The organism is Burkholderia sp. 10_S31 (assembly GCF_056930375.1).
Map to the genome: position 1 here is coordinate 908644 of NZ_JBXOWK010000003.1, position 24291 is coordinate 932934.

At 67.5% G+C, this 24291-nt stretch carries 18 protein-coding genes; 6 read left to right on the plus strand and 12 right to left on the minus strand.

What is annotated here, in order from left to right:
• The first annotated feature begins 20 nt into the window (after window positions 1-20).
• Window positions 21-1538: an NYN domain-containing protein gene (locus tag AC1Z3W_RS24335; protein ID WP_483508582.1), complete on the plus strand. Its 1518-nt coding sequence runs from the start codon at window positions 21-23 to the stop codon at window positions 1536-1538.
• 83 nt (window positions 1539-1621) lie between these two features.
• Here the strand turns inward: AC1Z3W_RS24335 and AC1Z3W_RS24340 are convergent, their stop codons facing one another.
• The 8 genes from AC1Z3W_RS24340 to AC1Z3W_RS24375 all read right to left on the minus strand — a co-directional run bounded on the left by AC1Z3W_RS24340 (window position 1622) and on the right by AC1Z3W_RS24375 (window position 15793).
• Window positions 1622-2005 (minus strand): VOC family protein, encoded by a 384-nt coding sequence (locus AC1Z3W_RS24340; protein ID WP_057927819.1) that lies wholly within the window; start codon window positions 2003-2005, stop codon window positions 1622-1624.
• A 395-nt stretch (window positions 2006-2400) separates the two neighbouring features.
• Window positions 2401-5709 carry an efflux RND transporter permease subunit gene (locus tag AC1Z3W_RS24345; RefSeq protein WP_483508583.1) on the minus strand — a complete coding sequence of 1103 codons (3309 nt, stop codon included), beginning with the start codon at window positions 5707-5709 and terminating at the stop codon, window positions 2401-2403.
• A 3-nt stretch (window positions 5710-5712) separates the two neighbouring features.
• A complete protein-coding gene (locus tag AC1Z3W_RS24350) occupies window positions 5713-8826 on the minus strand; it encodes an MdtB/MuxB family multidrug efflux RND transporter permease subunit (protein ID WP_175826012.1) in 3114 nt (1037 codons plus the stop codon).
• A gap of 15 nt (window positions 8827-8841) precedes the next feature.
• Window positions 8842-10200, minus strand: coding sequence for an MdtA/MuxA family multidrug efflux RND transporter periplasmic adaptor subunit (locus AC1Z3W_RS24355; protein WP_483508584.1), 1359 nt, complete (start codon window positions 10198-10200; stop codon window positions 8842-8844).
• Window positions 10201-10445: 245 nt separating this feature from the next.
• Window positions 10446-11270, minus strand: a complete 825-nt coding sequence (locus tag AC1Z3W_RS24360; protein WP_057927823.1) for an IclR family transcriptional regulator — start codon at window positions 11268-11270, stop codon at window positions 10446-10448.
• A gap of 589 nt (window positions 11271-11859) precedes the next feature.
• Window positions 11860-13818 (minus strand): alkaline phosphatase PhoX, encoded by a 1959-nt coding sequence (locus tag AC1Z3W_RS24365; protein ID WP_175826014.1) that lies wholly within the window; start codon window positions 13816-13818, stop codon window positions 11860-11862.
• Window positions 13819-14010: 192 nt separating this feature from the next.
• On the minus strand, window positions 14011-15204 hold the full coding sequence (locus AC1Z3W_RS24370; protein WP_124833383.1) for an ammonium transporter: 1194 nt from the start codon (window positions 15202-15204) through the stop codon (window positions 14011-14013).
• Window positions 15205-15457: 253 nt separating this feature from the next.
• Entirely contained in the window at window positions 15458-15793 is a 336-nt protein-coding gene (locus tag AC1Z3W_RS24375) for a hypothetical protein (RefSeq protein WP_057927826.1), read from the minus strand.
• A 193-nt stretch (window positions 15794-15986) separates the two neighbouring features.
• On the opposite strand from AC1Z3W_RS24375, the gene AC1Z3W_RS24380 reads away from it, so the two are divergent.
• The 4 genes from AC1Z3W_RS24380 to AC1Z3W_RS24395 all read left to right on the plus strand — a co-directional run bounded on the left by AC1Z3W_RS24380 (window position 15987) and on the right by AC1Z3W_RS24395 (window position 18501).
• Window positions 15987-16415, plus strand: coding sequence for a BCAL1086 family glycoprotein (locus AC1Z3W_RS24380; RefSeq protein WP_057927827.1), 429 nt, complete (start codon window positions 15987-15989; stop codon window positions 16413-16415).
• Between the two features lie 93 nt (window positions 16416-16508).
• Window positions 16509-16964 (plus strand): Rrf2 family transcriptional regulator, encoded by a 456-nt coding sequence (locus AC1Z3W_RS24385; protein WP_124833381.1) that lies wholly within the window; start codon window positions 16509-16511, stop codon window positions 16962-16964.
• Between the two features lie 134 nt (window positions 16965-17098).
• A complete protein-coding gene (locus AC1Z3W_RS24390) occupies window positions 17099-17740 on the plus strand; it encodes an NAD(P)H-binding protein (protein WP_175826017.1) in 642 nt (213 codons plus the stop codon).
• 290 nt (window positions 17741-18030) lie between these two features.
• Window positions 18031-18501 carry an Lrp/AsnC family transcriptional regulator gene (locus tag AC1Z3W_RS24395; RefSeq protein WP_006754321.1) on the plus strand — a complete coding sequence of 157 codons (471 nt, stop codon included), beginning with the start codon at window positions 18031-18033 and terminating at the stop codon, window positions 18499-18501.
• A 109-nt stretch (window positions 18502-18610) separates the two neighbouring features.
• On the opposite strand, the gene AC1Z3W_RS24400 is transcribed toward AC1Z3W_RS24395, so the two are convergent.
• From AC1Z3W_RS24400 to AC1Z3W_RS24410, 3 genes are read right to left on the minus strand one after another with little or no spacing between them, the layout of a single operon-like run.
• Window positions 18611-19384 (minus strand): ABC transporter ATP-binding protein, encoded by a 774-nt coding sequence (locus AC1Z3W_RS24400; RefSeq protein ID WP_483508585.1) that lies wholly within the window; start codon window positions 19382-19384, stop codon window positions 18611-18613.
• A gap of 4 nt (window positions 19385-19388) precedes the next feature.
• Window positions 19389-21065, minus strand: a complete 1677-nt coding sequence (locus AC1Z3W_RS24405) for an ABC transporter permease (RefSeq protein WP_483508586.1) — start codon at window positions 21063-21065, stop codon at window positions 19389-19391.
• On the minus strand, window positions 21055-22098 hold the full coding sequence (locus tag AC1Z3W_RS24410; RefSeq protein WP_483508587.1) for a Fe(3+) ABC transporter substrate-binding protein: 1044 nt from the start codon (window positions 22096-22098) through the stop codon (window positions 21055-21057). The genes AC1Z3W_RS24405 and AC1Z3W_RS24410 overlap by 11 nt, the downstream gene beginning before the upstream one ends.
• Before the next feature lie 242 nt (window positions 22099-22340).
• Here AC1Z3W_RS24410 and AC1Z3W_RS24415 point away from each other — a divergent pair, with 242 nt between their 5' ends.
• Window positions 22341-22502 carry a hypothetical protein gene (locus AC1Z3W_RS24415; protein ID WP_009688068.1) on the plus strand — a complete coding sequence of 54 codons (162 nt, stop codon included), beginning with the start codon at window positions 22341-22343 and terminating at the stop codon, window positions 22500-22502.
• 171 nt (window positions 22503-22673) lie between these two features.
• Here AC1Z3W_RS24415 and AC1Z3W_RS24420 read toward each other — a convergent pair whose 3' ends face one another.
• The gene (locus AC1Z3W_RS24420; protein WP_124833377.1) at window positions 22674-24041 is read right to left on the minus strand and encodes an amino acid permease; all 1368 of its coding nucleotides are present in this window, start codon (window positions 24039-24041) and stop codon (window positions 22674-22676) included.
• Window positions 24042-24291 lie beyond the last annotated feature (250 nt).

Genomic DNA, 24291 nt, shown 5'->3' on the forward strand with positions numbered 1-24291 from the left:
GCCAACCGGTTGGAGTACACATGGCATTACCCCTGGACAACGTCAGCATGGCCGTGTTCTGCGACTTCGAGAACGTCGCGCTCGGCGTGCGCGACGCGAAGTACGAGAAATTCGACATCAAGCCGGTGCTGGAGCGGCTGCTGCTGAAGGGCAGCATCGTCGTGAAGAAGGCCTATTGCGACTGGGAGCGCTACAAGGGCTTCAAGGCGTCGATGCACGAGGCGAGCTTCGAGCTGATCGAGATTCCGCACGTGCGCCAGTCGGGCAAGAATTCGGCCGACATCCGGCTCGTCGTGGACGCGCTCGATCTCTGCTACACGAAGTCGCACGTCGATACGTTCGTGATCATCAGCGGCGACTCGGATTTTTCGCCGCTCGTGTCGAAGCTGCGCGAGAACGCGAAGAAGGTGATCGGGGTCGGCGTGAAGAAGTCGACGTCGGACCTGCTGGTCGCGAACTGCGACGAATTCATCTTCTACGACGACCTGGTGCGCGAGCAGCAGCGCGCGCTGGCGAAGCGCGAACAGCAGCGCACGGGCAATGGCGGCGCGAAGCGCCCCGACGAGCCGTCGCGCAAGCCCGAGATGGAAGCGCGCCGGACCGAGGCGATCGCGCTCGCGGTCGAGACGTTCGATGCGCTGGCATCGGAGCGCGACGACGTCGGCAAGATCTGGGCGTCGGTGCTCAAGAGCGCGATCAAGCGCCGCAAGCCGGACTTCAACGAGTCGTATTACGGCTTCCGCGCGTTCGGCAACCTGCTCGACGAAGCGCAGGCGCGCGGCCTGCTCGATGTGGGGCGCGACGACAAGTCGGGCGCGTTCGTGTCGCGGCCGCGCCAGTCGGCGGTGGCCGAACCGGTGGCGGCGGCTCGTGATACGGGTGGCGCGCACCACGGTCACGGCGCGCGCCACGCGGAGGCTGCACCGGCCGGGCGTGAACCGCGGCGTCGCGGGCGGCAGGCGGAAGCCGCCGTGCACGAAAGCGTGCAGGTCGATGCGGAAGAGGCGACCGTCGTCGACGTCACGAACGAAGCGGCGAGCATGCCGGCAGGGCCGGTCGAAGCGGCCGAGACGCACGGTGACGCGAAGGACGGCCGCAAGCGCGCACGCAAGAGCGCGGCGAAGAAGACCGGCGCGAAGAAGGGGGGTGATGCGAAGGGCGCTGGCCATCATGCGGCGTCGAAGCCGGAGGAGGCCGCGCACGGCGGCGACAAGCATGCGGCAGGCAAGCATGCGGAAGGCAAGCACGCGGAAGGCAAGCACGCGGAAGGCAAGCATGCCGAGGCGAGGCATCGGGAGGCGGAGCACGGTGAGGACCGGCACGTCGCGGCGAAGCACGCGGCGCCGACTGCCGGCGAGTACGGTGCTTCAGCAGCCGGAGGGCAGCCGCCGCACGATGCGGCACCGGCCGCCCCGGCAGCCGAATCGACCAATGAAGCGGCCGGTGAAGCGGCTGCCGACGCCAAGCCGAAGAAACCGGCCCGCAAGACGGCGCCCCGCGCGCGCCGCCCGCGCAAGACGGCCGCCGCCGCCGAGTAACGGCGTCAGGGCGGAGCGGCGTCGGACCGAGGCGCCGCCCGTGTCGACCCGTCGGCCGGTGCAACGCCGGCCGACGCATCACGTCATCCGTTCAGCACGTACGGTTGCGTCATCACTTCGAGGAAGTGACCGTCCGGATCGTCGAAATACACCCCGCGCCCGCCGTAATGGCGGTAGATGTCATCGGGCTGCCGCTTCGCCGGATCGGCCCAGTGCGGCAGGCCGCGCTCGCGAATGCGCGCATACACGCGATCGAAGCCGGCCTCGTCGGTCAGGAACGCGTAGTGCTGGGCGGTGATCTCCCCCTCCTTTTCGTAGAAGTCGAGCGACACGCCGTTCTCGAGCGGGACGACCAGCATCGCGCCGAACGGCGTCGGCGGCGGCAGTTCCAGAAGCTCGGTGAGGAAGCGGCTCGACGCGTGCTTGTCGCGGCACCAGACGATCGTATGGTTCAGCTGGACGTTCATGGCGGGTCCCCGGGAAGGGGCGCGAGGGTGGACATGGACACACGATAGTCGATCGCCGCCGGCGTGCAAGCCGGATCCGCGGCGCAGGCGATCGACACTGCGTCGGCTGCGCGCGAATCGTCAGGTGAAACGATCTGGACGATCGGCCACATTTCGGGCGCAGAGGTCATTCGCTCGGCTTTTTGCGCCGCCAGGAATCTCCGGCACGTGCCCGCGATGCTCGACGGCGCGGTACAACGCTTGTCGGACGCGCTGCCCGATACGGCAGCCGTCGCCGAATACCGCTGGCGATTCCTGACGGGAAGCCCGCACGGCGCCCGACACGCAGCGCCGGCCGGCACACGGAGCGGGGCGGTGCGGCAGGCCCCGTCGATCCGTGTGCCGGCCGCGTGCCGTTATTCGCCAGCCACCGCCGGTCCGCCCGACTTGCCGCGGCGGTTGCGGCGCTTCTCGGCCCACACGCGCAGGCGGTCCATGTACAGATAGACGACCGGCGTCGTATAGAGCGTCAGCACCTGCGACATGATCAGGCCGCCGGCGATCGCGATCCCGAGCGGCGCGCGCAGCTCGGCGCCGTCACCGTGGCCGAATGCGAGCGGCAGCGCGCCGAGGAGCGCCGCCATCGTCGTCATCATGATCGGCCGGAAGCGCAGCAGGCACGCCTCGTGGATCGCATCGAACGACGACTTGTTGCCGTTGCGCGTCTGGTCGATCGCGAAGTCGACCATCATGATCGCGTTCTTCTTCACGATGCCGATCAGCAGGATCACGCCGATCAGCGCGATGATGCTGAACTCGGTCTTGAACAGCAGCAGCGCGAGCAGCGCGCCGACGCCGGCCGACGGCAGCGTCGACAGGATCGTGATCGGGTGGATGTAGCTCTCGTACAGGATCCCGAGCACGATGTAGACCGCCAGCAGCGCCGCGAGGATCAGGATCGGCTGGTTGTTCAGCGATTGCTGGAATGCCTGCGCGGTGCCCTGGAAAGTGCCGACGATCGTCGGCGGCACGCCGATCTGCGCCATCGTCTGGTAGATCACCTGGGTCGCCTGCGACAGCGACACGCCCGGCGGCAGGTTGAACGAGATCGTCGTCGCGACGAACAGGCCCTGGTGGTTGACCGACAGCGGCGTCGTGCTCGGGCCGAAGGTCGCGATCGTGGACAGCGGGATCATCGTCGACTTCGACGTCGACACCGCCGCGCCCGACGACGCGCTCGACTTGCCGCTCGACGCGATCGAGTTCAGCGCCTGGTTGCGCGCGGAATCGGACGCGATCGCCGCTGCGCTGGTGGCGGCCGTGCCGGCGCTCGACGTGCCGGCTGCGGTTGCCACGAAGGTGCCGGCCGCCGCGTTGGTCGTCTGCGAGCCGTTCGCGCTGCCGCCCGACGTGCTGATCCATACCTGGTTCAGCATTTCCGGGCTTTGCCAGTATTTAGGCGCGACTTCCATCACGACGTGGTACTGGTTCAGCGGGTTGTAGATCGTCGAGACCTGGCGCTGGCCGAACGCGTCGTACAGCGTGTTGTCGATCTGCGCGGGCTTGATGCCGAGCCGCGCGGCGGTCGCGCGGTCGATCGTCACCATCGCCTCGAGGCCGCCTTGCTGCTGGTCGGAGTTCACGTCGGTCAGCTCGGAACGCTTCTGCAGCGCCTCGGTCAGCAGCGGCCCCCACTTGTACAGGTCGGCGGTCGAATCGCCGAGCAGCGTGAACTGGTACTGCGCGTTGCTCTGCCGGCCGCCGACGCGGATGTCCTGCGCGGCCTGCAGGAACGTGCTTGCGCCGGCGACTTCCGACAGCGGCTTGCGCAACTGCTGGATCACCTGGTCGGCCGACAGCTTGCGCTCGGTGCGATCCTTCAGCATGACGAACATGAAGCCCGAGTTGGTCTGCGTGCCGCCCGTGAAGCCCGCGGCGCTCTGCACGTTCGGGTTGCTTTGCACGATCCGCATCATCTCGGTGAACTTCAGCTTCATGGCCTGGAACGACGTCGACTGGTCGGCCCGAATGCCGCCGATCATCAGCCCGGTGTCCTGCTGCGGAAAGAAGCCCTTCGGCACGATGATGTACAGATAGACGTTCAGCCCGATCGTCGCGAACAGGATCAGCAGGACCAGCAGCGGGCGGCGCAGCGCCCACGACAGCGAGCGCTCGTAGCCGCGCTGCATCCGTGTGAAGAAGCGCTCGAGGAAACGGCCGAAGCGGCCTTCCTCCTGCACGTCGTGCGACTCGCGCAGCAGCCGCGCGCACATCATCGGCGTGACGGTGAGCGATACCGCGAGCGATACGCCAATCGCGAGCGACAGCGTCAGCGCGAATTCGCGGAACAGGCGCCCGACGATGCCGCCCATCAGCAGGATCGGCAGGAACACCGCGACGAGCGAGATGCTCATCGACAGCACCGTGAAGCCGACCTCGCGCGCGCCGTCGAACGCGGCCTGCAGCCGCGGCTTGCCGTTCTCGATGTGGCGCGTGATGTTCTCGAGCACGACGATCGCATCGTCGACGACGAAGCCGGTCGCGACGATCAGCGCCATCAGCGACAGGTTGTCGATCGAGAAGCCGAGCAGGTACATCGCGCCGAACGTGCCGATGATCGAGATCGGCACGGCGACGCTCGGAATCAGCGTCGCGCGCCAGTTGCGCAGGAACAGGAACACGACCATCACGACCAGGCTGACCGCGATCAGCAGCGTGTGCTCGGTGTCCTTCAGCGATGCGCGGATCGTCGTCGAGCGGTCGAGTACCGGCGTCACCGTGATGTCGGCCGGCAGCGACGCGGTGAGCTGCGGCAGCGCCGCGCGCACGCGGTCGATCGTCTCGATGATGTTCGCGCCGGGCGAGCGGTACAGGATCACGAGCACCGCGCGCTTGCCGTTCGACAGACCGAGGTTGCGCAGGTCCTCGACGCCGTCGACGACCTCGGACAGGTCGGACAGCCGCACGGCCGCACCGTTGCGGTACGCGACGACCAGGTCGCTGTACTGCGACGCCTGCGAGGCCTGGTCGTTCGTATAGAGCTGGTAGTGCTTCGGGCCGAACTCGATCGCGCCCTTCGGGCTGTTCGCGTTCGCGGACGCAAGCGCGGCCCGCACGTCCTCGAGACCGATCCCGTAGTGGAACAGCGCATGCGGTTCGAGCTCGACGCGCACGGCCGGGTTCGCGGAACCGCTCACCGTCACCTGGCCGATCCCGTCGATCTGCGACAGCGACTGCTGCAGCACCGTCGATGCGGCGTCGTAGAGCTTCGCGGGCGACGACGTTTCCGACGTGAGCGACACGATCATGATCGGCGAGTCGGCCGGGTTGACCTTGCGGTACGTCGGGTTGCTCTTCAGCGACGCGGGCAGGTCGGCGCGCGCCGCGTTGATCGCCGCCTGCACGTCGCGCGCGGCGCCGTCGATGTCGCGGTTCAGCCCGAACTGCAGGATGATCCGCGCGTTGCCGACCGTGCTGGTCGACGTCATTTCGCTGACGTCGGCGATCGAGCCGAGGTGCCGCTCGAGCGGGCTCGTCACGCTGGTCGCGACGGTCTCGGGGCTCGCGCCGGGCAGCGACGCCTGCACCGAGATGGTCGGGAAGTCGACCTGCGGCAGCGGCGACACCGGCAGCTTGATGAACGCGAACAGGCCCGCGAGCGCGACGCCGAGCGCGAGCAGCGTCGTCGCGACGGGGCGGGTGATGAAGGGGCGCGACAGGTTCATCGCTTACGCACCCGTGTGCTTGCCGGCACCGGGGCCGTGCCGCTCGAACCAGCCGCGCACGCGGCGCGCGAGGCTGTCGAAGCCGAGGTAGATCACCGGCGTCGTGAACAGCGTCAGCACCTGCGACACGATCAGGCCGCCCGCGATCGCGATCCCGAGCGGCTGGCGCAGCTCGGAACCCGCACCGGCGCCGACGATCAGCGGCACCGCGCCGAGCAGCGCGGCGAGCGTCGTCATCAGGATCGGCCGGAAGCGCAGCAGGCACGCCTGGTAGATCGCCTCGCGCGGCGGCTTGCCTTCGACCCGTTCGGCCTCGAGCGCGAAGTCGATCATCATGATCGCGTTCTTCTTCACGATGCCGATCAGCAGCACGATCCCGATGATCCCGATGATGTCGAGGTCGTGCCCGGTGATCATCAGCGCGAGCAGCGCGCCGACGCCGGCCGACGGCAGCGTCGACAGGATCGTGATCGGGTGGATGTAGCTCTCGTACAGCACGCCGAGCACGATGTACATCGTGACGACCGCCGCGAGGATCAGGAACAGCTGGTTCGACAGCGATGCCTGGAACGCGAGCGCCGCGCCCTGGAAGCGTGTCTGGAACGAGCCGGGCAGGCCGATGTCCTTCTCGGCGGCGTCGATCGCCTTCACGGCTTCGCCGAGCGATGCGCCCGGTGCGAGGTTGAACGAGATCGTCGTCGACGGGAACTGCGACAGGTGCGCGACGAGCAGCGGCGACGGCCGCTCGTGGAACGACGCGATCGACGACAGCGGCACCTGGCCGCCGCCAGCGGACGGCAGGTAGATGTCGTTCAGCGATTCGGCGTAATGCTGCTCCTTCGGCTCCGACTCGAGAATCACGCGGTACTGGTTCGACTGCGTGAAGATGGTCGACACGATGCGCTGGCCGAACGCGTCGTACAGCGCGTTGTCGACGGTCGCCGGCGTGATGCCGAAGCGCGCGGCGTTCGCGCGGTCGATCTCGATGTAGACCGACTGGCCGTTGCTCTGCAGGTCGGTCGCGACGTCGGCGAGCGACGGCTCCTTCTGCAGCCGCGTGACGAGCTTCGGCACCCAGGTCGCGAACTCGTCCGGGTTCGGGCTCGTCAACATGAACTGGTATTGCGTCGGGCTCACGGTCGAGTCGATCGTCAGATCCTGCACCGACTGCATGAACAGCGTGATGCCGGTGACGTTCGCGACGCGCTGCTGCAGGTCGCGGATGATCTGCGCGGCGGTCTCGGAGCGGTCGTCGCGCGCCTTCAGGTTGATCAGCATGCGGCCGCTGTTCAGCGTGATGTTGCTGCCGTCCACGCCGATGAACGACGTGAGGCTCTCGACGTTCGGGTCCTTCAGGATCTCGGCCGCGAGCGCCTGCTGGCGTTCGGCCATCGCGCCGTACGAGATCGATTGCGGCGCCTGCGTGATCGCCTGGATCACGCCGGTATCCTGCGCGGGGAAGAAGCCCTTCGGCACGTAGACATAGAGCAGGGCGGTCAGCCCGAGCGTCAGCAGCGCGACGACGAGCGTCGAGCGCTGGCGGTTCAGCACCCATTCGAGCGCGACCGCGTAGCGCGCGATCACCCAGTCGATCGCGCGGTGCACGCGCGCCTCGAAGCGGTGGCTTTCGGGCGGCGGCGAATGGCGCAACAGCTTCGCGCACATCATCGGCACGAGCGTGAGCGACACGATCGCCGAGATCACGATCGTCACCGCGAGCGTGATCGCGAATTCGTGGAACAGGCGGCCGACCACGTCGCCCATGAACAGCAGCGGGATCAGCACCGCGATCAGCGACACCGTCAGCGAGATGATCGTGAAGCCGATCTGCCTCGAGCCCTTCAGCGCGGCCTCGAGCCCCGAATCGCCTTCCTCGACGTAGCGCGCGATGTTCTCGATCATCACGATTGCATCGTCGACGACGAAGCCGGTCGCGATGGTGAGCGCCATCAGCGACAGGTTGTTCAGCGAGAAGCCGGCCATGTACATCACCGCGAGCGTGCCGATCAGCGACAGCGGCACCGACAGGCTCGGGATGATGGTCGCGTAGATGTTCGCGAGGAACAGGTACATCACCAGCACGACCAGCGCGACCGCGAGCAGCAGTTCGAACTGCACGTCGCGCACGGCCGCGCGGATCATCGTCGTGCGGTCGGTGACGACCTGCACGTCGAGCGCCGCGGGCAGCGTCTCCTGCAGCTTCGGCAACTGCGCCTTGATCGCGTCGACGGTCGCGATCACGTTCGCGCCCGGCTGGCGCTGCACGTTCAGGATGATCGCGGGCTCCGAGTTCACCCACGCGCCGAGCTTGGTGTTCTCCGAGCCGGCGACCACCTTCGCGACGTCGGTCAGCATCACCGGGCGGCCGCTCTTGTACGCGACGACCGCGTCGTTGTACTGGTCGGCGCTGGTAAGCTGGTCGTTCGCGTTGATCGTGTACGCACGCGTCGGGCCGTCGAAGTTGCCCTTCGGCGTGTTGACGTTCAGGTTCGAGATCGTCGTGCGCAGGTCGTCGAGGTTCATCCCGTACTGCGCGAGCGCGGTCGGGTTCGCCTGGATCCGCACGGCCGGCCGGTTGCCGCCCGACAGGCTGACGAGGCCGACGCCCGCGATCTGCGAGATCTTCATCGCGAGGCGCGTATCGGTCAGGTCCTGCACCTGCGTGAGCGGCAGGGTCTTCGACTTGATCGCGAGCGTCAGCACCGGCGCGTCGGCCGGGTTGACCTTCGCGTAGATCGGCGGGGCCGGGAGATCGGACGGCAGCAGGTTGCCGGCCGCGTTGATCGCGGCCTGCACTTCCTGTTCGGCGATGTCGAGCGGCAGGTCGAGCGAGAACTGCAGCGTGATCACCGACGCGCCGGCCGAGCTTTGCGACGACATCTGGTTCAGCGACGGCATCTGGCCGAACTGCCGCTCCAGCGGCGCGGTGACCGACGACGTCATCACTTCCGGGCTCGCGCCCGGATAGAAAGTCTGGACCTGGATCGTCGGGTAGTCGACTTCGGGCAGCGCGGCGAGCGGCAGGAAGCGCAGCGCGACGAGACCGGCCAGCATGATCGCCGCCATCAGGAGGGCGGTGCCGACCGGCCGGAGAATGAAGAGGCGGGATGGATTCATCGAGCGGCCCGCGCGTTACTGGGCCGCGGGGGCCGCTGCCTGCGACGCGCCGTGCTTGTGTCCGCCGCGGTGGCCGGCCGCATCCGATGCGCCGGACGCCGCCCCGGCGCCGTGCGCGCCCGACGCGCCTTTCGGCTTGTCGGCCGGGATCGAGATCTTCGCGCCTTCGCGCAGCCGGTCGGAGCCGTCGGTGACCACGCGCTCGCCGAGCGCGACCCCGCTGACGATGCTGGTGCGTTCGCCATCGACCGGGCCGATCGTGACCTTGCGCACCGTCACGGTGTTGTCGGGCTTCACGATGTAGACGAACTGGCCGATCGAGCCCGTCAGCACGGCGGCCGTCGGCACGATCGTCGCATTGCGCAGCACGTCGACGAGCAGGCGCGTGTTGACGAACTGATTCGGGAACAGCAGGCCTTCCTTGTTATCGAACGTCGCGCGCAGCTTGACCGTGCCGGTGCTCGTGTCGATCTGGTTGTCGAGCGTTTCGAGCGAACCCGTCTCGAGCGGCACCGTGTTGTTGCGGTTGTATGCGGTGACCGACAGCTTCTGGCCCGCGTTCACCTGCTTGACGATCTGCGGCAGGTTGTCTTCCGACGTCGTGAAGATCACGCTCATCGGCTGCAGCTGCGTGATCACGACGATCCCGTTGGTGTCGCCCGGCGTCACGTAGTTGCCGGGGTCGACCTGGCGCAGGCCGACGCGGCCCGACACCGGCGCCGTGATGCGCGCGTACGTGAGGTTCAGTTTCGCGGAATCGATCGCCGCCTGGTCGGTCTTCACCGTTCCTTCGTATTGCTTGACGAGCGACGCCTGCGTGTCGACCGTCTGCGAGGCGATCGAGTCCTGCGACAGCAGCGTCTGATAGCGCTTCAGGTCGATGCGGGCCGTCGCGAGCAGCGCCTCGTCGCGCGCGTGCGTGCCTTCGGCGTTCTCGAGCGCCACCTGGTACGGGCGCGGGTCGATCTGCGCGAGCACGTCGCCCTTCTTGACGATCTGGCCTTCCTGGAATGCAACGGACTGCAGATAACCCGACAACTGCGTCTTGACCGTCACGCTCGCGAGCGGTGTCACAGTACCGAGCGCGGACAGCACGATCGGCATCTCGCCTTGCGTCGCGGTCGCGACCGATACGGGCTGCGGAATGTTCGCCATGGCGGCGGGGCCGCCGCGGCCGCGATGCCCGCCGCCGCCGGCGCTCGCACCGGAGGCGGCGCTGCCCGCTGCCGGCGTGCGGTTCCACGGGTGCCACCACAACAGGCCGCCGATGACGACGATCGCGAGCGTCCCGATCACCAGCGTGCGGCGCGAGCGGCGCGCGGCGGGCGAGGCGGGATCCTTCGAAGGGGGCGTGGGCTTTTGTTGATTGTCCATCGTGTTCTGTCAGGAAGACGGCGCGGCGTGCCGGGAAACGGGCGGGGAGCGGCGCGTGGGCATACGGTGCCGGGAGGGCCGGCTCGGTCCGGCTCTCCCGGTCCGCGCGGGAAAAGAGCGGTGCGCACCGCGAATGCGGTGCGACGATGGGCATGATGCTACGTCCCGTCCCCGTTAGAGTCCAGTGCGCTATCTTTCAACGGGTTACGGTCGTTACAGAACGCGACAGGACGATGACGGATCGATTACACGGCGCTGCGCCGGGCCGGCGCTCCGCCGATCTCGCGGGTGATTTTCGCGATGCACTCGTGCAGCGCGGGCACCACGTGTTCCTGCAGCCACTCGGGCGGGCACTGGCTCGATGCGCCGCCGCAATTCACCGAGTAGCGCTGGCCCGACGGACCGACGAAGCCGGCCGCGACCGCGTTCAGTCCTTCGCGCCATTCGCCGATCGCGATCGCATGGCCTGCGCGCACCGCGTCTTCGAGGGCGGGGGTCAGGCGCGCCGAGACGTGCGGCCAGTCGTCGCCGGCCGTCGCGCGCAGCGCGTCGAGCAGCGTGCGGCGCTCGTCGTCCTCCAGCGCCGCGAGATACGCGCGGCCGACTGCGGTGCGCGCGATGTCCATCCGCGAGCCGATCTCGAGGCGCGTGACAAGCACGGCCGAGCGCGGCCGGATCACGTCGATCGCGACCATGTCGAGCCGGTCGCGCACTGCGAGGTGCACCGACAGCGACGTGCGCTCGGCGAGCTCGATCATGAACGGCCGCGAGCGCGCGCGGATGTCGAAGTTGCGCAGGAAGCCGTGGCTCAGCTCCAGCACCGACGCGGTCAGCACGAAGCGCTCGCTGTCGGGCAGCTGGAACAGGAAGCCGGCGCTGACGAGCGTCGCCGTGATGCGCGACACCGTCGGCTTCGGGATGCCCGTTAATTCGGTCAGCTCGCGGTTGCTGACCGGGGCGTCGGCGGCCGCGATGCGGCGCAGCACGGCGAGGCCGCGCGCGAGCGCGGTGATCTCGTCCGGCGACGATTCGCGGTCTCGGGGCGCGGGAGGCGTTACAGATGTCGACACGAGGGGTTCTCTCTATTTCCGAAACTCGATTTCAATTTTGTTGGTATTGTAGGACGATTGTCAAAAGATGCATGTTCCATGGGTGAATCGTTCATTGGATGAGATTTTACGGGTTCACCCTTGGTTTATTAGGAAAGCGCTCAAAGGAGCCTTGCCGGAAAGTGCAGAAACCGGTGCAAATACCGCTTGACTTGTCGGGCGGAAACAGAAAGAATGTCTCACGTTTTCGAAACATCGTTTCAGGAGTTTAACCGGCAACGGTGTTTCGCGCAGTCTCTCAGGTTCTAGCACGGCCCTCGGAATGGCTAGAACTTTTTTAGCGCCACGGTCTCCGTGGCGCTTTTTTTTGCCCGTCCGCCGGCCGCGTCAGGCCCGTATTATCCCCCCGATCGCTGAAAACACCCGTTCGACCGGGTTCGCGCATGCCTGTGTGCTCACGTATCGTGACGTGACGCGCGCGCAAAAAAAAGCGCGACGCCCGCAACGGGCATCGCGCATGAAACGGCGTGGAGCGCCGACGAATGAAGCGTGATGAAGGGACGGACACCCGGCCAGGGGCGCCCGGCCAGGGGCGCCCGGCCAGGGACGTTCAGGCCTTCGCGAGCTTGATGCTGGTCGCCTCCGCCGTGAGGTAGCCGACGCTTGCGCCGAAGCGGTCCTTGTAGTTCGCGCGCACGAGCGGATCGAGCGTCGCCTTGACCTTGTCGTGCAGCGGCGACTCCCAGTCGCCTACGTGCTGGAAGTTGCTCATGATGTAGGTCCAGCCGTTAATCTCGTCGACCGCGTGCAGGCCCGTCGATTCGGCGCCGGCCGGGCACGACAGCACGCGCGCGAGCGACTTCGTGTCGACGTTGTACGCCCACAGGAAGTTGTTGACGTGCATGCCCGAGTCTTCGCCGATGAAGAGCGTGCGCAGCTTCTCGGAGAACTTCAGGTTGTCGGGGTTCGCGATCTTGTCCGGGTTCGCGAGGTTGCCGAGCGTGTCGGCCGCGGCGAGGTCCTCGCCGACGAGCGCGGCCGGCGCGCCCATGTCGACCGGCACCCATTCGCTGTCGATTGCGCCGCCCGACGTGTCGCGCTGGCCGGCCTTCAGGTTCAGCGCGTAAACGGCGCCTGCCGTGATCTTCTTGTCCACCGCGACGTCGCGCGATACCGCATTGCCGCTGACCATCGACGTCTCGATCCGCGACATCGCCGTGTAGACGATCTTGTCCTTCGCGTTGACCGTCGTGCCTTCGAGCTTCGTGAACGCCATGCTGCCGCCGATCAGCGCCGCGTAACGGTGCGTCTCGAGGAACGCGGCCGCCTTCTCCATCCCGGGCTTCACGCGCATCCAGTTGAACTTGCCGCCGAAGTGGATCTTCGTGTAGCTCGCGTCGTTCGGGTCGGTCGTCGTCAGGTCCATGATGTCCGACGCCTTCAGCGTGTTCGCGAGCGTCTCGATCTCGCTGCTCGTCGCGTGGCCGATTTTGATCCACGTGAGCGTTGCGCTGCCCGCGCCGGCGGACGACGTCTGCGTCCACTTCGCGACGTACAGCGTGCCGGCCGACAGGTCGGCCGCCTTGTCGGCGACGAACATGAACAGGCCGCCGTTGGTGGCATCGTCACCCATCATCACGGTGCGCTGGTCCGGCATCACCTGGATCAGCTCGTGCGAGATGCGGCCGAGGCAGTAGTGCTTCTTCACCGTGCCGGTGCCGTCCGGGTTCACCGTGATCTCGGGCAGGTGGCCGTAGTGGTAGGGGTTCGCCTTCGTCTCGTCGCCGAACGTGTTCTTGCTGAACGCCTTGAACTGCGCGTCGGTCGCGGCCTTCGTCGCGTCCGGCTCGTATTCCTCGCTCGACAGGTGCGTGCCCCACGGCGACAGGCTCGCGCCGCACGTGATCCACAGGCCGTGCGCCTTCGACGTGTCGACGTTGTGGTACTTGACGACCTTCAGCGCGCCGTTGGACGGATCCTGGTCGAGCGTGATCACCGCGATCGGCGACGGCAGCTGGCCGTACTGCGATGCGCTCGCCTGGTCGCGCGTCGTGTATTCGAACTGCACGACCGCGAAGACCGTGTTGCCCTTCACGCCGGCGACGTTCGTGTTCTTCAGCGTCAGCAGCGAGCTGCCGTCCGGGCAGTCCGAATAGAACTGGCGCTCCTTGCCGGCCACCGAGCGGTCGATGATCGGCTGGTTGTTGATGTCGTAGTAGCCGCCCGCGAGCGTCGTGCCGCCCTTGCCGTCCGGCACCATGTCGCCCGTCACGAAGAACGGCCGGTACGCGAGCTTGAAGTTGCGCGACGAGCCGTCCGAGAACGACACCGCGAGCGTCGAGCCGACCGTCGTGGTGGCCATCGCGGCCGCGTTGTCGAGCGTGGGCGCGGCCATTGCCGAGAACGCCGCCGACGTGTACGCGGCGGCGGCCGGCGTTGCCGCCGGACTGTCGTCGCCGCCGCAGCCCGTCAGCAGGGCCGGCAGCGCGAGGCCGGAGAGGGGCAGCATGGGCGCGCCGGCGAGGATCTTCAGGGCCTGACGACGGGAAGCATTGGGCAACGCGGGCATGTGGAGTCCAGTTTCGAATGTTGGAAGAATGGCCTTCGCGAGGCAGGCAATCGGCAAGCAATGCGAAGGCGAGTTGAAAACTGGACCGAAGTGTAGGGATGCTCGATGAAAGTTTTTTGAATTGAAAACGTAATGATGCGTCGGGCGTCCGTCAGGCGGGCTGCCGGACGCCGGTCGGACGCGTGACGGGGTTCAGTCGCGCTCGGGCGTGGCCGAGATGCGATGGATCGACAGGTCGGCGCCGTCGAATTCGGCTTCGCGATCGAGGCGCAGGCCGACGGTCGCCTTCAGCGCGCCGTACACGAGCGCGCCGCCCGCGGTGGCGATCGCGATGCCGCCGAGCGTGCCGATGAGCTGCGACACGAACGATACGCCGCCGAGACCGCCGAACGCGGGCTGTCCGAACACGCCGGCCGCGAGGCCGCCGAGCGCGCCGCACATCCCGTGCAGCGGCCACACGCCGAGCACGTCGTCGATGCGCCACTTGTTCTGCACGCAGGTGAACATCGCGACGAACACGGCGCCGGCTGCGGCGCCCGTGACGAGCGCGCCGATCGGGTGCATCACGTCGGAGCCCGCGCAGACCGCGACGAGGCCCGCGAGCGGGCCGTTGTACGTGAAACCCGGGTCGTTGCGCCCGGCCATCCATGCGGCGAGCGTGCCGCCGACCATCGCCATCAGCGAGTTCACCGCAACGAGGCCGCTGATCTTGTCGAGCGTCTGCGCGCTCATCACGTTGAAGCCGAACCAGCCGACCGCGAGCACCCACGCGCCCAGCGCGAGGAACGGAATGTTCGACGGCGGATGCGCGGCGATTCGGCCGTCCTTCGCATAGCGGCCGTGGCGTGCGCCGAGCAGCAGCACGGCCGGCAGCGCGACCCAGCCGCCGAACGCGTGCACGACGACCGAGCCCGCGAAATCGTGGAACGGCGCGCCGAACGCATGCGTGAGCCAGTCCTGCACGCCGAAGCGGTCGTTCCATGCGATCCCTTCGAAGAACGGATAGATGAAGCCGACGATGATCAGCGTCGCGACGAGCTGCGGATTGAATTTCGCGCGTTCCGCGATGCCGCCGGACACGATCGCGGGGATGGCCGCCGCGAACGTCAGCAGGAAGAAGAAGCGCACGAGCGCGTAGCCGTTGTGCTGCGACAGCGTGCCGATGTCGTCGAAGAACTCGACGCCGTACGCGATCGTGTAGCCGATGAAGAAGTACGCGAGCGTCGACACCGAGAAGTCGACCAGGATCTTCACGAGCGCGTTGACTTGGTTCTTCTTGCGGACCGTGCCGAGCTCGAGGAATGCAAAGCCCGCGTGCATCGCGAGCACCATGACGGCGCCGATCAACAGGAACAGTGTGTCGACGCCGGATTTCAGACCATCCATGCCGGAGCTTCCTTGCGCAAAAAACGGGCAAGGAATGCAAGTATCGAGCCAACTTGGTGAACGACTGCGTGCAATTGGTGCGGAAGACCGAGCGGTGCGGCATTCCGGTGAAGCATGCACGGTAGCGGGGCAGCACGTGTGCGGTCGGGATGCCGCGGCAAGTGCACGTGCGTGGTGCGAAACGTGCGCAACTGGTGCGTATGCCGTTCGGCGCGGTGCGGCGTGGTGCGCCGCGATGCACCGGTCTGGCGCGTCAGCGGCGCGCGAACAGCGTGCGCGGCCGTCGCAGCCGCAGCGCGCAGGCGGACCAGTACGCGGCGACGGTCGAAATCCCGAGTGCGGCGAGTGCGAGTGCGGCGAAGCCCGCGTGCGACTGTCCTTCGCCGTCGGGGCCGAGGATGCCTTGCGCGACGATCAGCGCGGCCGTCCAGAAGCCGATGACCGCTTGAGCAAGCAGGCGCGCGCACGCCACGCGGCGCGGGCGCCCGGCGGCGCGCAGGCGCGTCGCGGACGGTGAGCGAAGACACAGAAACAGGGTGGCGGCGAGCACGGCGGCCAGCGCGATGAACCAGTCGATGAGGAAAGCCATGAAGAAACGGAAAGCGGACGGAGCGAATGAAAGCCTGCCCACTTTAGTGTCGGCGCGCCTGCGATTGAATCAGACGAATCCGAAATTGAAAGGCATTTTTAATCGGGAGTGGTCATTGGCCCTGTTCCACAGGCGGTATCATCGACACCGGTCCAACCATTCAGGCCGTGCGGCGCACGGCCGGAGATTGCTGATGAAGATGAAGACTTCGCGGGCGCGTCGCGTGCCCGGGTTCGTGCTGGCGGCCGCGGCCGTCGGCGCGGCGCTGTTGCTCGCAGGCTGCGAGAAGTCCGGCACGCCGGCCACGCAACCCGATACGGCCGCGAGCGCGGCCGCCGATGCCGCGAACAACGCGGCCAAGGCGCTCGACCAGGTGGCGAGCACGGTCAACCAGCAGCTCAATGCCGCAAAGGCCGGTATCGCGTCGGCCGCATCGGCCGTGCCGGCGCTGTCCGCGAGCGGCCTCGCGTCCGCCGCGCAGGCACAGTTCGATGCGGCCGCTTCCGCGGTCGTCGCGCACGCGGCGTCCGAAGCGGGCGCGAGGATGGCGGAGGCCGGCAAGAAGCTGCAGCAGTGGAGCCAGCAGAATGCGTCCGGCGCGAAGCCGGCCAGCGGCGAGTAACCTGGGCCATTGCGCAATCCGTAAAATGTAATTATAGTGGTTACATATTGTCGCCGGCTGCCGTTCGGGCCGGCGTCGTCGAGTGAGTGAGGAATGAATACCAGCAGCCGGTTCGCGTTTGCCGTTCATGTGCTTGCGTTGCTGTCGATGCAGGAGGGCGCGCCGCTGTCGTCCGACATCATCGCGGGCAGCGTGAACACGAATCCGGCGCTGATTCGCCGTCTGCTGTCGATGCTGGCAGCCGCAGGGCTGACCACGTCGCAGCTCGGCGCGGGCGGCGGTGCGCTGCTGGCGCGCGAGCCTGATGAAATTACGCTGCTCGACGTGTATCGCGCGGTCGACGATGCGCAGCTCTTCGCACTGCACCGCGAGGCGCCGAATCCGGCGTGTCTCGTCGGGCGGCACATCCAGGGCGTGCTGATCGACTATATCGGCGACGCGCAACGCGCAATGGAAGCATCGCTGGCCACGCGCACGCTGGCGGACGTCACGGCAGACGTGCTCGAATCGGAGCACCGCAGCCGGCCTGCGGGAAGCGCCGGCGGGTGAGCGCAGGCAACGGGTGACGCAGGGCAGGAGGCCGGGCGGCGCGTACGCGCGGCGACCGGTACGACGGAGTTTCGCTCCGTTTTTTTTCGGTCTTATATGTAATCAATGTAGTTACTTTTTTCTGGAGAATCGTCATGACGCAACGTACCTTGAACATCGCCCTCTTCGGTGCCACCGGGATGATCGGCTCGCGCATCGCAGCGGAAGCCGCGCGCCGCGGCCATCGCGTGACTGCGCTGTCGCGCCGCCCGGGCACGGCCGGTGACGGCATCACCGTGAAGGCGGCCGACCTGTTCGATGCGGCCAGCATCGCGGCCGCGCTGCCGGGTCACGACGTCGTCGCGAGCGCGTACGGTCCGAAGCAGGACGATGCCGCGAAGGTTGTCGCGGCGGCGAAGGCGCTGGTTGCCGGCGCGCGCCAGGCGGGCCTGAAGCGGCTCGTGGTGGTGGGCGGCGCCGGTTCGCTCGAAGTCGCGCCGGGCAAGCAGCTGGTCGACACCGAAGGCTTCCCGGACGCGTACAAGGCGGTCGCGCTCGCGCACCGCGATGCGCTCGACTATCTGAAAACGGCCGGCGATCTCGACTGGACGTTCTTCGCGCCGGCCGCCCTGATCGCGCCGGGCGAGCGCACGGGTACGTTCCGCACGGGCGTCGGCAAGCTGATCGTGGACGCGCAGGGTAACAGCAGGATCTCGGCGGAAGACTACGCGGTTGCCTTCGTCGATGCGCTTGAGCAGCACAGCTTCGTGCGCGAGATCGCGACGGTCGCGTATTGAGCGGCATCGCGGCGAGGTGGCGCGCACGTGCCGCATTCGCCGTGAGCGGCCTGCAGCAGGCAGCGCAAATGGCAGTGACTTCAGGCGATTCCACCTCGACAGGTGGAATCGCCTGTTTCGTCCTGGGTGCCGATGATCGATGGACGGGCGCGCACGGGATCGCGCGCATCGCGCATCCTTTCCTTGCCTGATTGGTATTTATCCCGGTCGACGCCGCGTGGCGGTTTCCATATTGTTCCCCGTCATGCACGATGCATAGAAAAAATTTCTATCTACGAGGGACCGGGTAAATGGATGCCATCGATCGCAAGCTGCTGGAGCTGTTGCAGGCAGATGCCACATTGCCGATCGCGGAACTCGCGCAGCGCGTGAACCTGTCGCAGACGCCCTGCTGGAAGCGCGTGCAGCGGCTCAAGGAAACCGGCGCGATCCGCGCGCAGGTCGCGCTGTGCGATCCGCGCAAGCTCGGAGTCGGCACGACCGTGTTCGTCGCGATCCGCACGAACCAGCACACCGAGGAGTGGGCGCAGCGTTTCACGCAGGCCGTGCGGGACATGCCGGAAGTCGTCGAGGTGTACCGGATGAGCGGCGAGACCGACTATCTGCTGCGGGTCGTGGTGGCCGGCATCGACGACTACGATCGCGTGTACAAGCAGTTGATCCGCGCGGTGCCGCTGTTTGACGTGAGCTCGTCGTTCGCGATGGAGCAGATCAAGTATTCGACCGCGCTGCCGGTGCGCGATCTGTCCGAGCCGGCGTAGCGCGATACGGCAGCGCATCGCACCGGTACGCGTGCGTACCAGCCGACGTGTGCGCCATTATCGTTATCGCCTGCCGCCTGCCGCCTGCCGCCTGCCGCCTGCCGCCCGCTCAGCGGCCGCGCGCCAGTGCCTGGGCGCGTTCGTCCGCCAGCGCGTCGCGACGCACGAACTCGGCGATGAACGGGCTCGCCGGGTGATGGTGCAGTGCATACGGCGTGTCCCATTGCGCGAGCTGGCCATCCTTCATCACGCCGATCCGGTCGGCGATCGCGAACGCTTCCGCCTGGTTGTGCGTGACGAGGATCGCGGTATGACCCGTGCGCTTCAGGATGTCGCGCAGCTCGAACGCGAGCCGCTCGCGCGTATCGACGTCGAGATTCGAGAACGGCTCGTCGAGCAGCAACAGTTCCGGTGATGGCGCGAGCGCGCGGGCGAGGGCGACGCGTTGCTGCTGGCCGCCCGACAACTCGTGCGGATAGGCGTTGCCCGAATCGGCAAGACCGACGAGTTCGAGCATGTCCGCGACCCGGGTGCGCCGCTCGGCCTTCGGCATGCGCCGCAGGCCGAACGCGACGTTGTCGGCCGCGCTCAGGTGCGGGAATAGCGCATAGTCCTGGAACATCATCCCGATACGCCGCCGCTCGGGCGGCACATCGAGCGACGGTGCCGCGACGGGCATACCGTCCAGCATGATGCGCCCCATGCGCACGGGCTCGAAGCCCGCGATCGCGCGCAGCACGGTGGTCTTGCCGCAGCCCGATGCGCCGAGCAGGCAGCCGATGTCGCCGCGCGGCAGCGCGAGGCTCAGCCCGTCGACCACCGTGCGGCGGCCGTGCGGCGTGTCGTAGGTGACGCAGAGGTCGTCGAGTTCGAGCAGGTTCACGGTGTCAGGCTCCGATCTTGTGACGGGTGCGCGCGAGCAGGATCACGGGCACGAGCCCGGCCAGCACGATCGCGAGCGCGGCGACCGCGCCTTCCTCATAGGTGCCGCGCGCGGCTTCCGCATACAGCCAGGTCGCGAGCGTGTCGAAATTCAGCGGGCGCAGCAGCAGCGTCGCCGGCAGTTCCTTCATCGCGTCGACGAAGACGAGCAGGGCGCTCGTCGTGAGCGCGGGCCGCAAGAGCGGCAGGTGCACGCGGCGCAGCGTGCCGCCGGCCGTCTCGCCGAGCGAACGCGCGGCCTGTTCGAGCGACGGCGGAATGCGCGCGAGGCCGGCTTCGATGCTGCCGGCCGAGATCGCGAGAAAGCGCACGGTGTACGCGATCACGAGCGCGGCTGCCGAACCCATCAGCAGCAGCCCGTCGCGACCGAGTACCGCGCCGAGCAGCCGGTCGAGCGCCGCGAACGGGATCAGCAGGCCGATCGCGAGCACGGTGCCCGGCACCGCGTAACCGAGGCTCGCGATGCGTGCACACACGCGGGCAGGGCCCGTACGCGCGCTGTCGCGCTGCGCGCGTGCGGCCCATGCGACGACGAGCCCGCAGGCAAGTGTCGCGACGGTCGCGGCGGCCGCGATCGTCAGCGTGTTCGCGAGCCCGGTCAGCAATGGCGCGGACACGCCGCCAACGAGATGCAGCCGCTTGCCGGTCTCGACCGCGAGGTACGCAGCCGGCGCGCCGAACCCGAGCAGCACCGGCAGCCAGCCGAGCGCGGCGGCGCTCCACGCGGCCGTGCCCGTCAGCTTGCGCGGCGTGACGGCACGCATGCGCCGGCCGTGCGCGTAGCGCTGGCGGCGGCGTCCGTAGCGTTCGAGCACGATCATGCCGACGACGATCGCGAGCATCGCGAGCGCGATCTGCGCGGCGCCGGCGAGATCGGAGCGCGTGATCCACGTCGTGTAGACCGATACGGTCAACGTCTGGACGCCGAGGAATTCCGACGCGCCGATGTCGTTCAGCGTTTCGAGCAGCGCCAGGCTCACGCCGACCGCGATCGCGGGCCGCGCGAGCGGCACGACGACGCGCCAGAACGTCGCGATGCGTCCCGCGCCGAGCGTGCGCGAGGCTTCGAGCAGGCTCGCGGACTGCGTGACGAACATCGCGCGCGTGCTCAGGTACACGTACGGATACAGCACGAAGCCGAGCACGAAGATCGCGCCGGGCAGCGAACGCAGGTCGGGCAGGCGGAACTGGCGCGGGCTGTCGAAGCCGAGCAGCCAGCGGATCGCCCCCTGCACGGGACCGATCGGGTGGAGCAGGTCGAGATACGCGAATGCGACGATATAGGTGGGTACCGCGAGCGGCAGCAGCAGCGCCCAGGTCAGCATCCGGCGGCCGGGAAAGTCGTACGCGGTGACGAGCCATGCGCAGCCGGTGCCGACCACCGAGACGATCGCACCGACGCCCGCGAGCAGCAGCAGCGTGTTGGCGAGCGCCTGCGGCAGCACGAATGCGGCGAGATGCTTCCAGTGCGCGAGATCGGCGCCGAACGCGGCGGCGACCAGTACCGCGAGCGGCGCCGCGACCGCCGCGGCGATCGCGACGGCCGCGCCGAGCCAGAGGCTGCCCGCGCGCGCACGGAACGGCCGGCGGCGCGCGCGGACGAACGATGCATCAGTTGTCAAAGCCGACCTTGTCGACGAGCTGGCTGGCCGCCTTGCGGTGCTTCGCGATGTCGGTCAGCGGCAGCGGATCGACCTTCAGCGTGCCGAAGCTCGCGATCACCGGATCGAGCTTCACGTTCGCGCGCACCGGATATTCGTAGTTCGCCTGTGCATACAACGCCTGCGCGTCCGGCGACACGAGATACTCGAGCAGTTTCACCGCGTTGGCCTTGTGCGGCGCGTGCTTCGCGACCGTCGCGCCGCTGATGTTCACGTGCGTGCCGCCGCTCTTCGCGTTCGCGAACGTCGGCCGCACGACCTTGATCGCGTCGCCCCACTTGCGCGCGTCGGTGCCGGCTTCCGCGTTCTTCATGTGACCGACGTAGTACGCGTTCGCGAGGCCGACGTCGCAGATGCCGCCGAGAATGTCGCGCGCGACGTCGCGGTCGCCGCCCGTCGCCTTGCGCGCGAGGTTCGCCTTCACGCCGCGCAGCCATTTTTCGGTCGCGGCTTCGCCGTCGTGCGCGATCATCGCCGCGACGAGTGCCGTGTTGTACGGATGCTGGCCCGAGCGGATGCAGACTTTGCCCTTCCATTTCGGATCGGCGAGATCCTCGTAGCGGAATGCATCGACCTTCAGGTCCTTCTCCACATACAGCACGCGATCGCGCAGCGACAGCGCGTACCAGTCACCCTGCGCGCCGCGCAGGTTCGCGGGAATCGCTTCGTTGAGCACCTTCGAGCGCACCGGCTGCGAGAGTCCGCCGTCGACGAGGTCGAGCAGGTTGCCGATGTCGACCGTCATCAGCACGTCGGCTGGCGACTGCGCGCCCTCCGCCTTCACGCGCTCGAGCAGGCCGTCCTTCACGAACACCGTGTTGACCTTGACGCCGCTCTGCTTCGTGAACGCGTCGATCAACGGCTGGATCAGCTTCGGCTCGCGGGTGGTGTACAGGCTCACTTCCTCGGCCGCGTGGGCCAGCGGCGCGAACGCGGCGGCGGCAAGGGCGAGGGCGCCGGCGAGCGGCAGCAGGCGGGTGCGCGGGTTCGACATGGAGACTCCGGTGAGGCAGGCGGACGAAGAGGCGTTCCGGGGCGTGCCTGCCGCCTGGGCGACCCGAAACATTACAAAGCGAAAGATTTCGGATTCTAGATCGGAATGGGAATGATTATCAAATGAAAGATATCGGGAAGTCGCGGGAAAGGTGGGGGAGAGGGCGCGCAACGGGGCGTCGCAGCGCGGGCGCAAGCGCGTAGAATGCCCGCTTCAATGAATTCGACGGAGCCGCACCGACCATGAACGATCAGCGCAAGAAGAACCCTGTCCGCAACGTGAGCATCCTGATCGTCGTGGCGGTGCTGCTCGTGATCGGGACGATCCTCTACAACGCGATCTCGCAGAAGCGCGCGTACGACGAGGCCCATCCGGCCGAGGCCGCGAGCGCCGCGTCGCACTGACGCCGGCACGGCGAGCATGATCGCTGCGGCCCGGCTGATCGGGGCGCAAGCGACATGCGGAAACGGCGGGAGGCGCAGAAGGAGCGGCGGGCGACGCGCGATATCTCGCGTCGCGCCGGGACAGACACGGGCGCCGGACCCGGCGCGCCGCATGGAAAGATCAGTCGTGCGTCAACGTGACGCAGGCGCGAACTTCGGACGGACCCGCGCGTAGAACACGGCCGCGAGCAGCACGAGCCATGCCGCGCCGACGTAGAGCGCGACGCGCGTGTCTTCGAACCAGCCGAGCATCACGATCACGAAACCCATGAACGCGATCGTCAGCGCAGGCGCGACGGGCCACAGCGGCACCTTGAACTTCAGCGCGGCGACTTCCGCGCGCGACAGGCGACGGCGCATCGCGACCTGCGACAGCAGGATCATCAGCCACACCCAAACGGTCGCGAACGTCGCGATCGCCGCGACCACCAGGAACACGTCCTTCGGCATCAGGTAGTTGAGCAGCACGCCGACCAGCAGCGCGCCGGCCATCACGAGCACCGTGACCCACGGCACGCCGTGCCGCGACGTCGTCATCAGCACGCGCGGCGCCTGGCCCTGCCGCGCCATCCCGAACATCATCCGGCCCGCGCCGAAGATATCGCTGTTGATCGCCGAGATCGCCGCGCTGATCACCACGAGGTTGAGGATCGTCGCGGCCGACTTTACGCCGAGCGCCGAGAAGATCTGCACGAACGGGCTGCCGTCGCCGCCGACGCCGGTCCACGGGCTGATCGACATCAGCACGACCATCGTCAGCACGTAGAACAGCAGGATGCGCGCGGGCACCGCGTTGATCGCGCGCGGAATCACGCGCTCCGGATTCTTCGCCTCGCCGGCGCTCATCCCGATCACCTCGATGCCGCCGTACGCAAAGATCACCACCGACAGCGACGCGATCAGCCCGCCGATCCCGTTCGGGAAGAAGCCGCCATGGTTCCACAGGTTCGCGAACGTCGGCACGTCGGCCGAATGGCCGAAGTGCATGCCGGTCAGCAGGATCGCGACGCCGCCGCCGATCATCGCGACGATCGCGCCGACCTTGATGATCGACAGCCAGAATTCGAGCTCGCCGAACACCTTCACGTGGCACAGGTTCAGCCCGCAGATGACCGCGACGACGCCGAGCACCCAGATCCATTGCGGGACATCCGGAAACCAGAAGCCCATGTAGATGCCGAACGCGGTGATGTCGGCGATCGCGACGATCACCATTTCGAGCGTGTAGGTCCAGCCGGTGACGAAGCCCGCGAACGGGCCCAGATTTTCGGTCGCGTAGTGGCCGAACGAGCCGGCGACGGGCTCGCGCACGGCCATCTCGCCGAGTGCGCGCATCACCATGTAGACAGCGGCGCCGCCCAGGATGTAGGCCAGGATTACCGCCGGGCCCGCGAGCTGGATCGCGGACGCCGAACCATAGAACAGGCCGGTGCCGATCGCCGAACCCAGCGCGAGAAAGCGGATGTGCCGCGCGCTCAGATGGCGTTGCAAGTTTTTCATCGAGTCTCCGATATCGTTATGCGACGGACCGGGCGAGCGAGGCCGATCCGGTTGGCTTAAGTTGTCTATACAACTTAAATGTGAACGAATGATAACAAGCTGGGCCATGGGACCGGAATCGGGTATTCCCTGACTGGCGCAACCGGCGGAATCGGGAATGAGGCCAGCGCGCGGCGTGCGCACGGGCTGTGTGAGGCGGGCGGGTCATGCTTCGGGAGGGTATTGCGAGCGCAGGGAGGGCTGCCGGCCG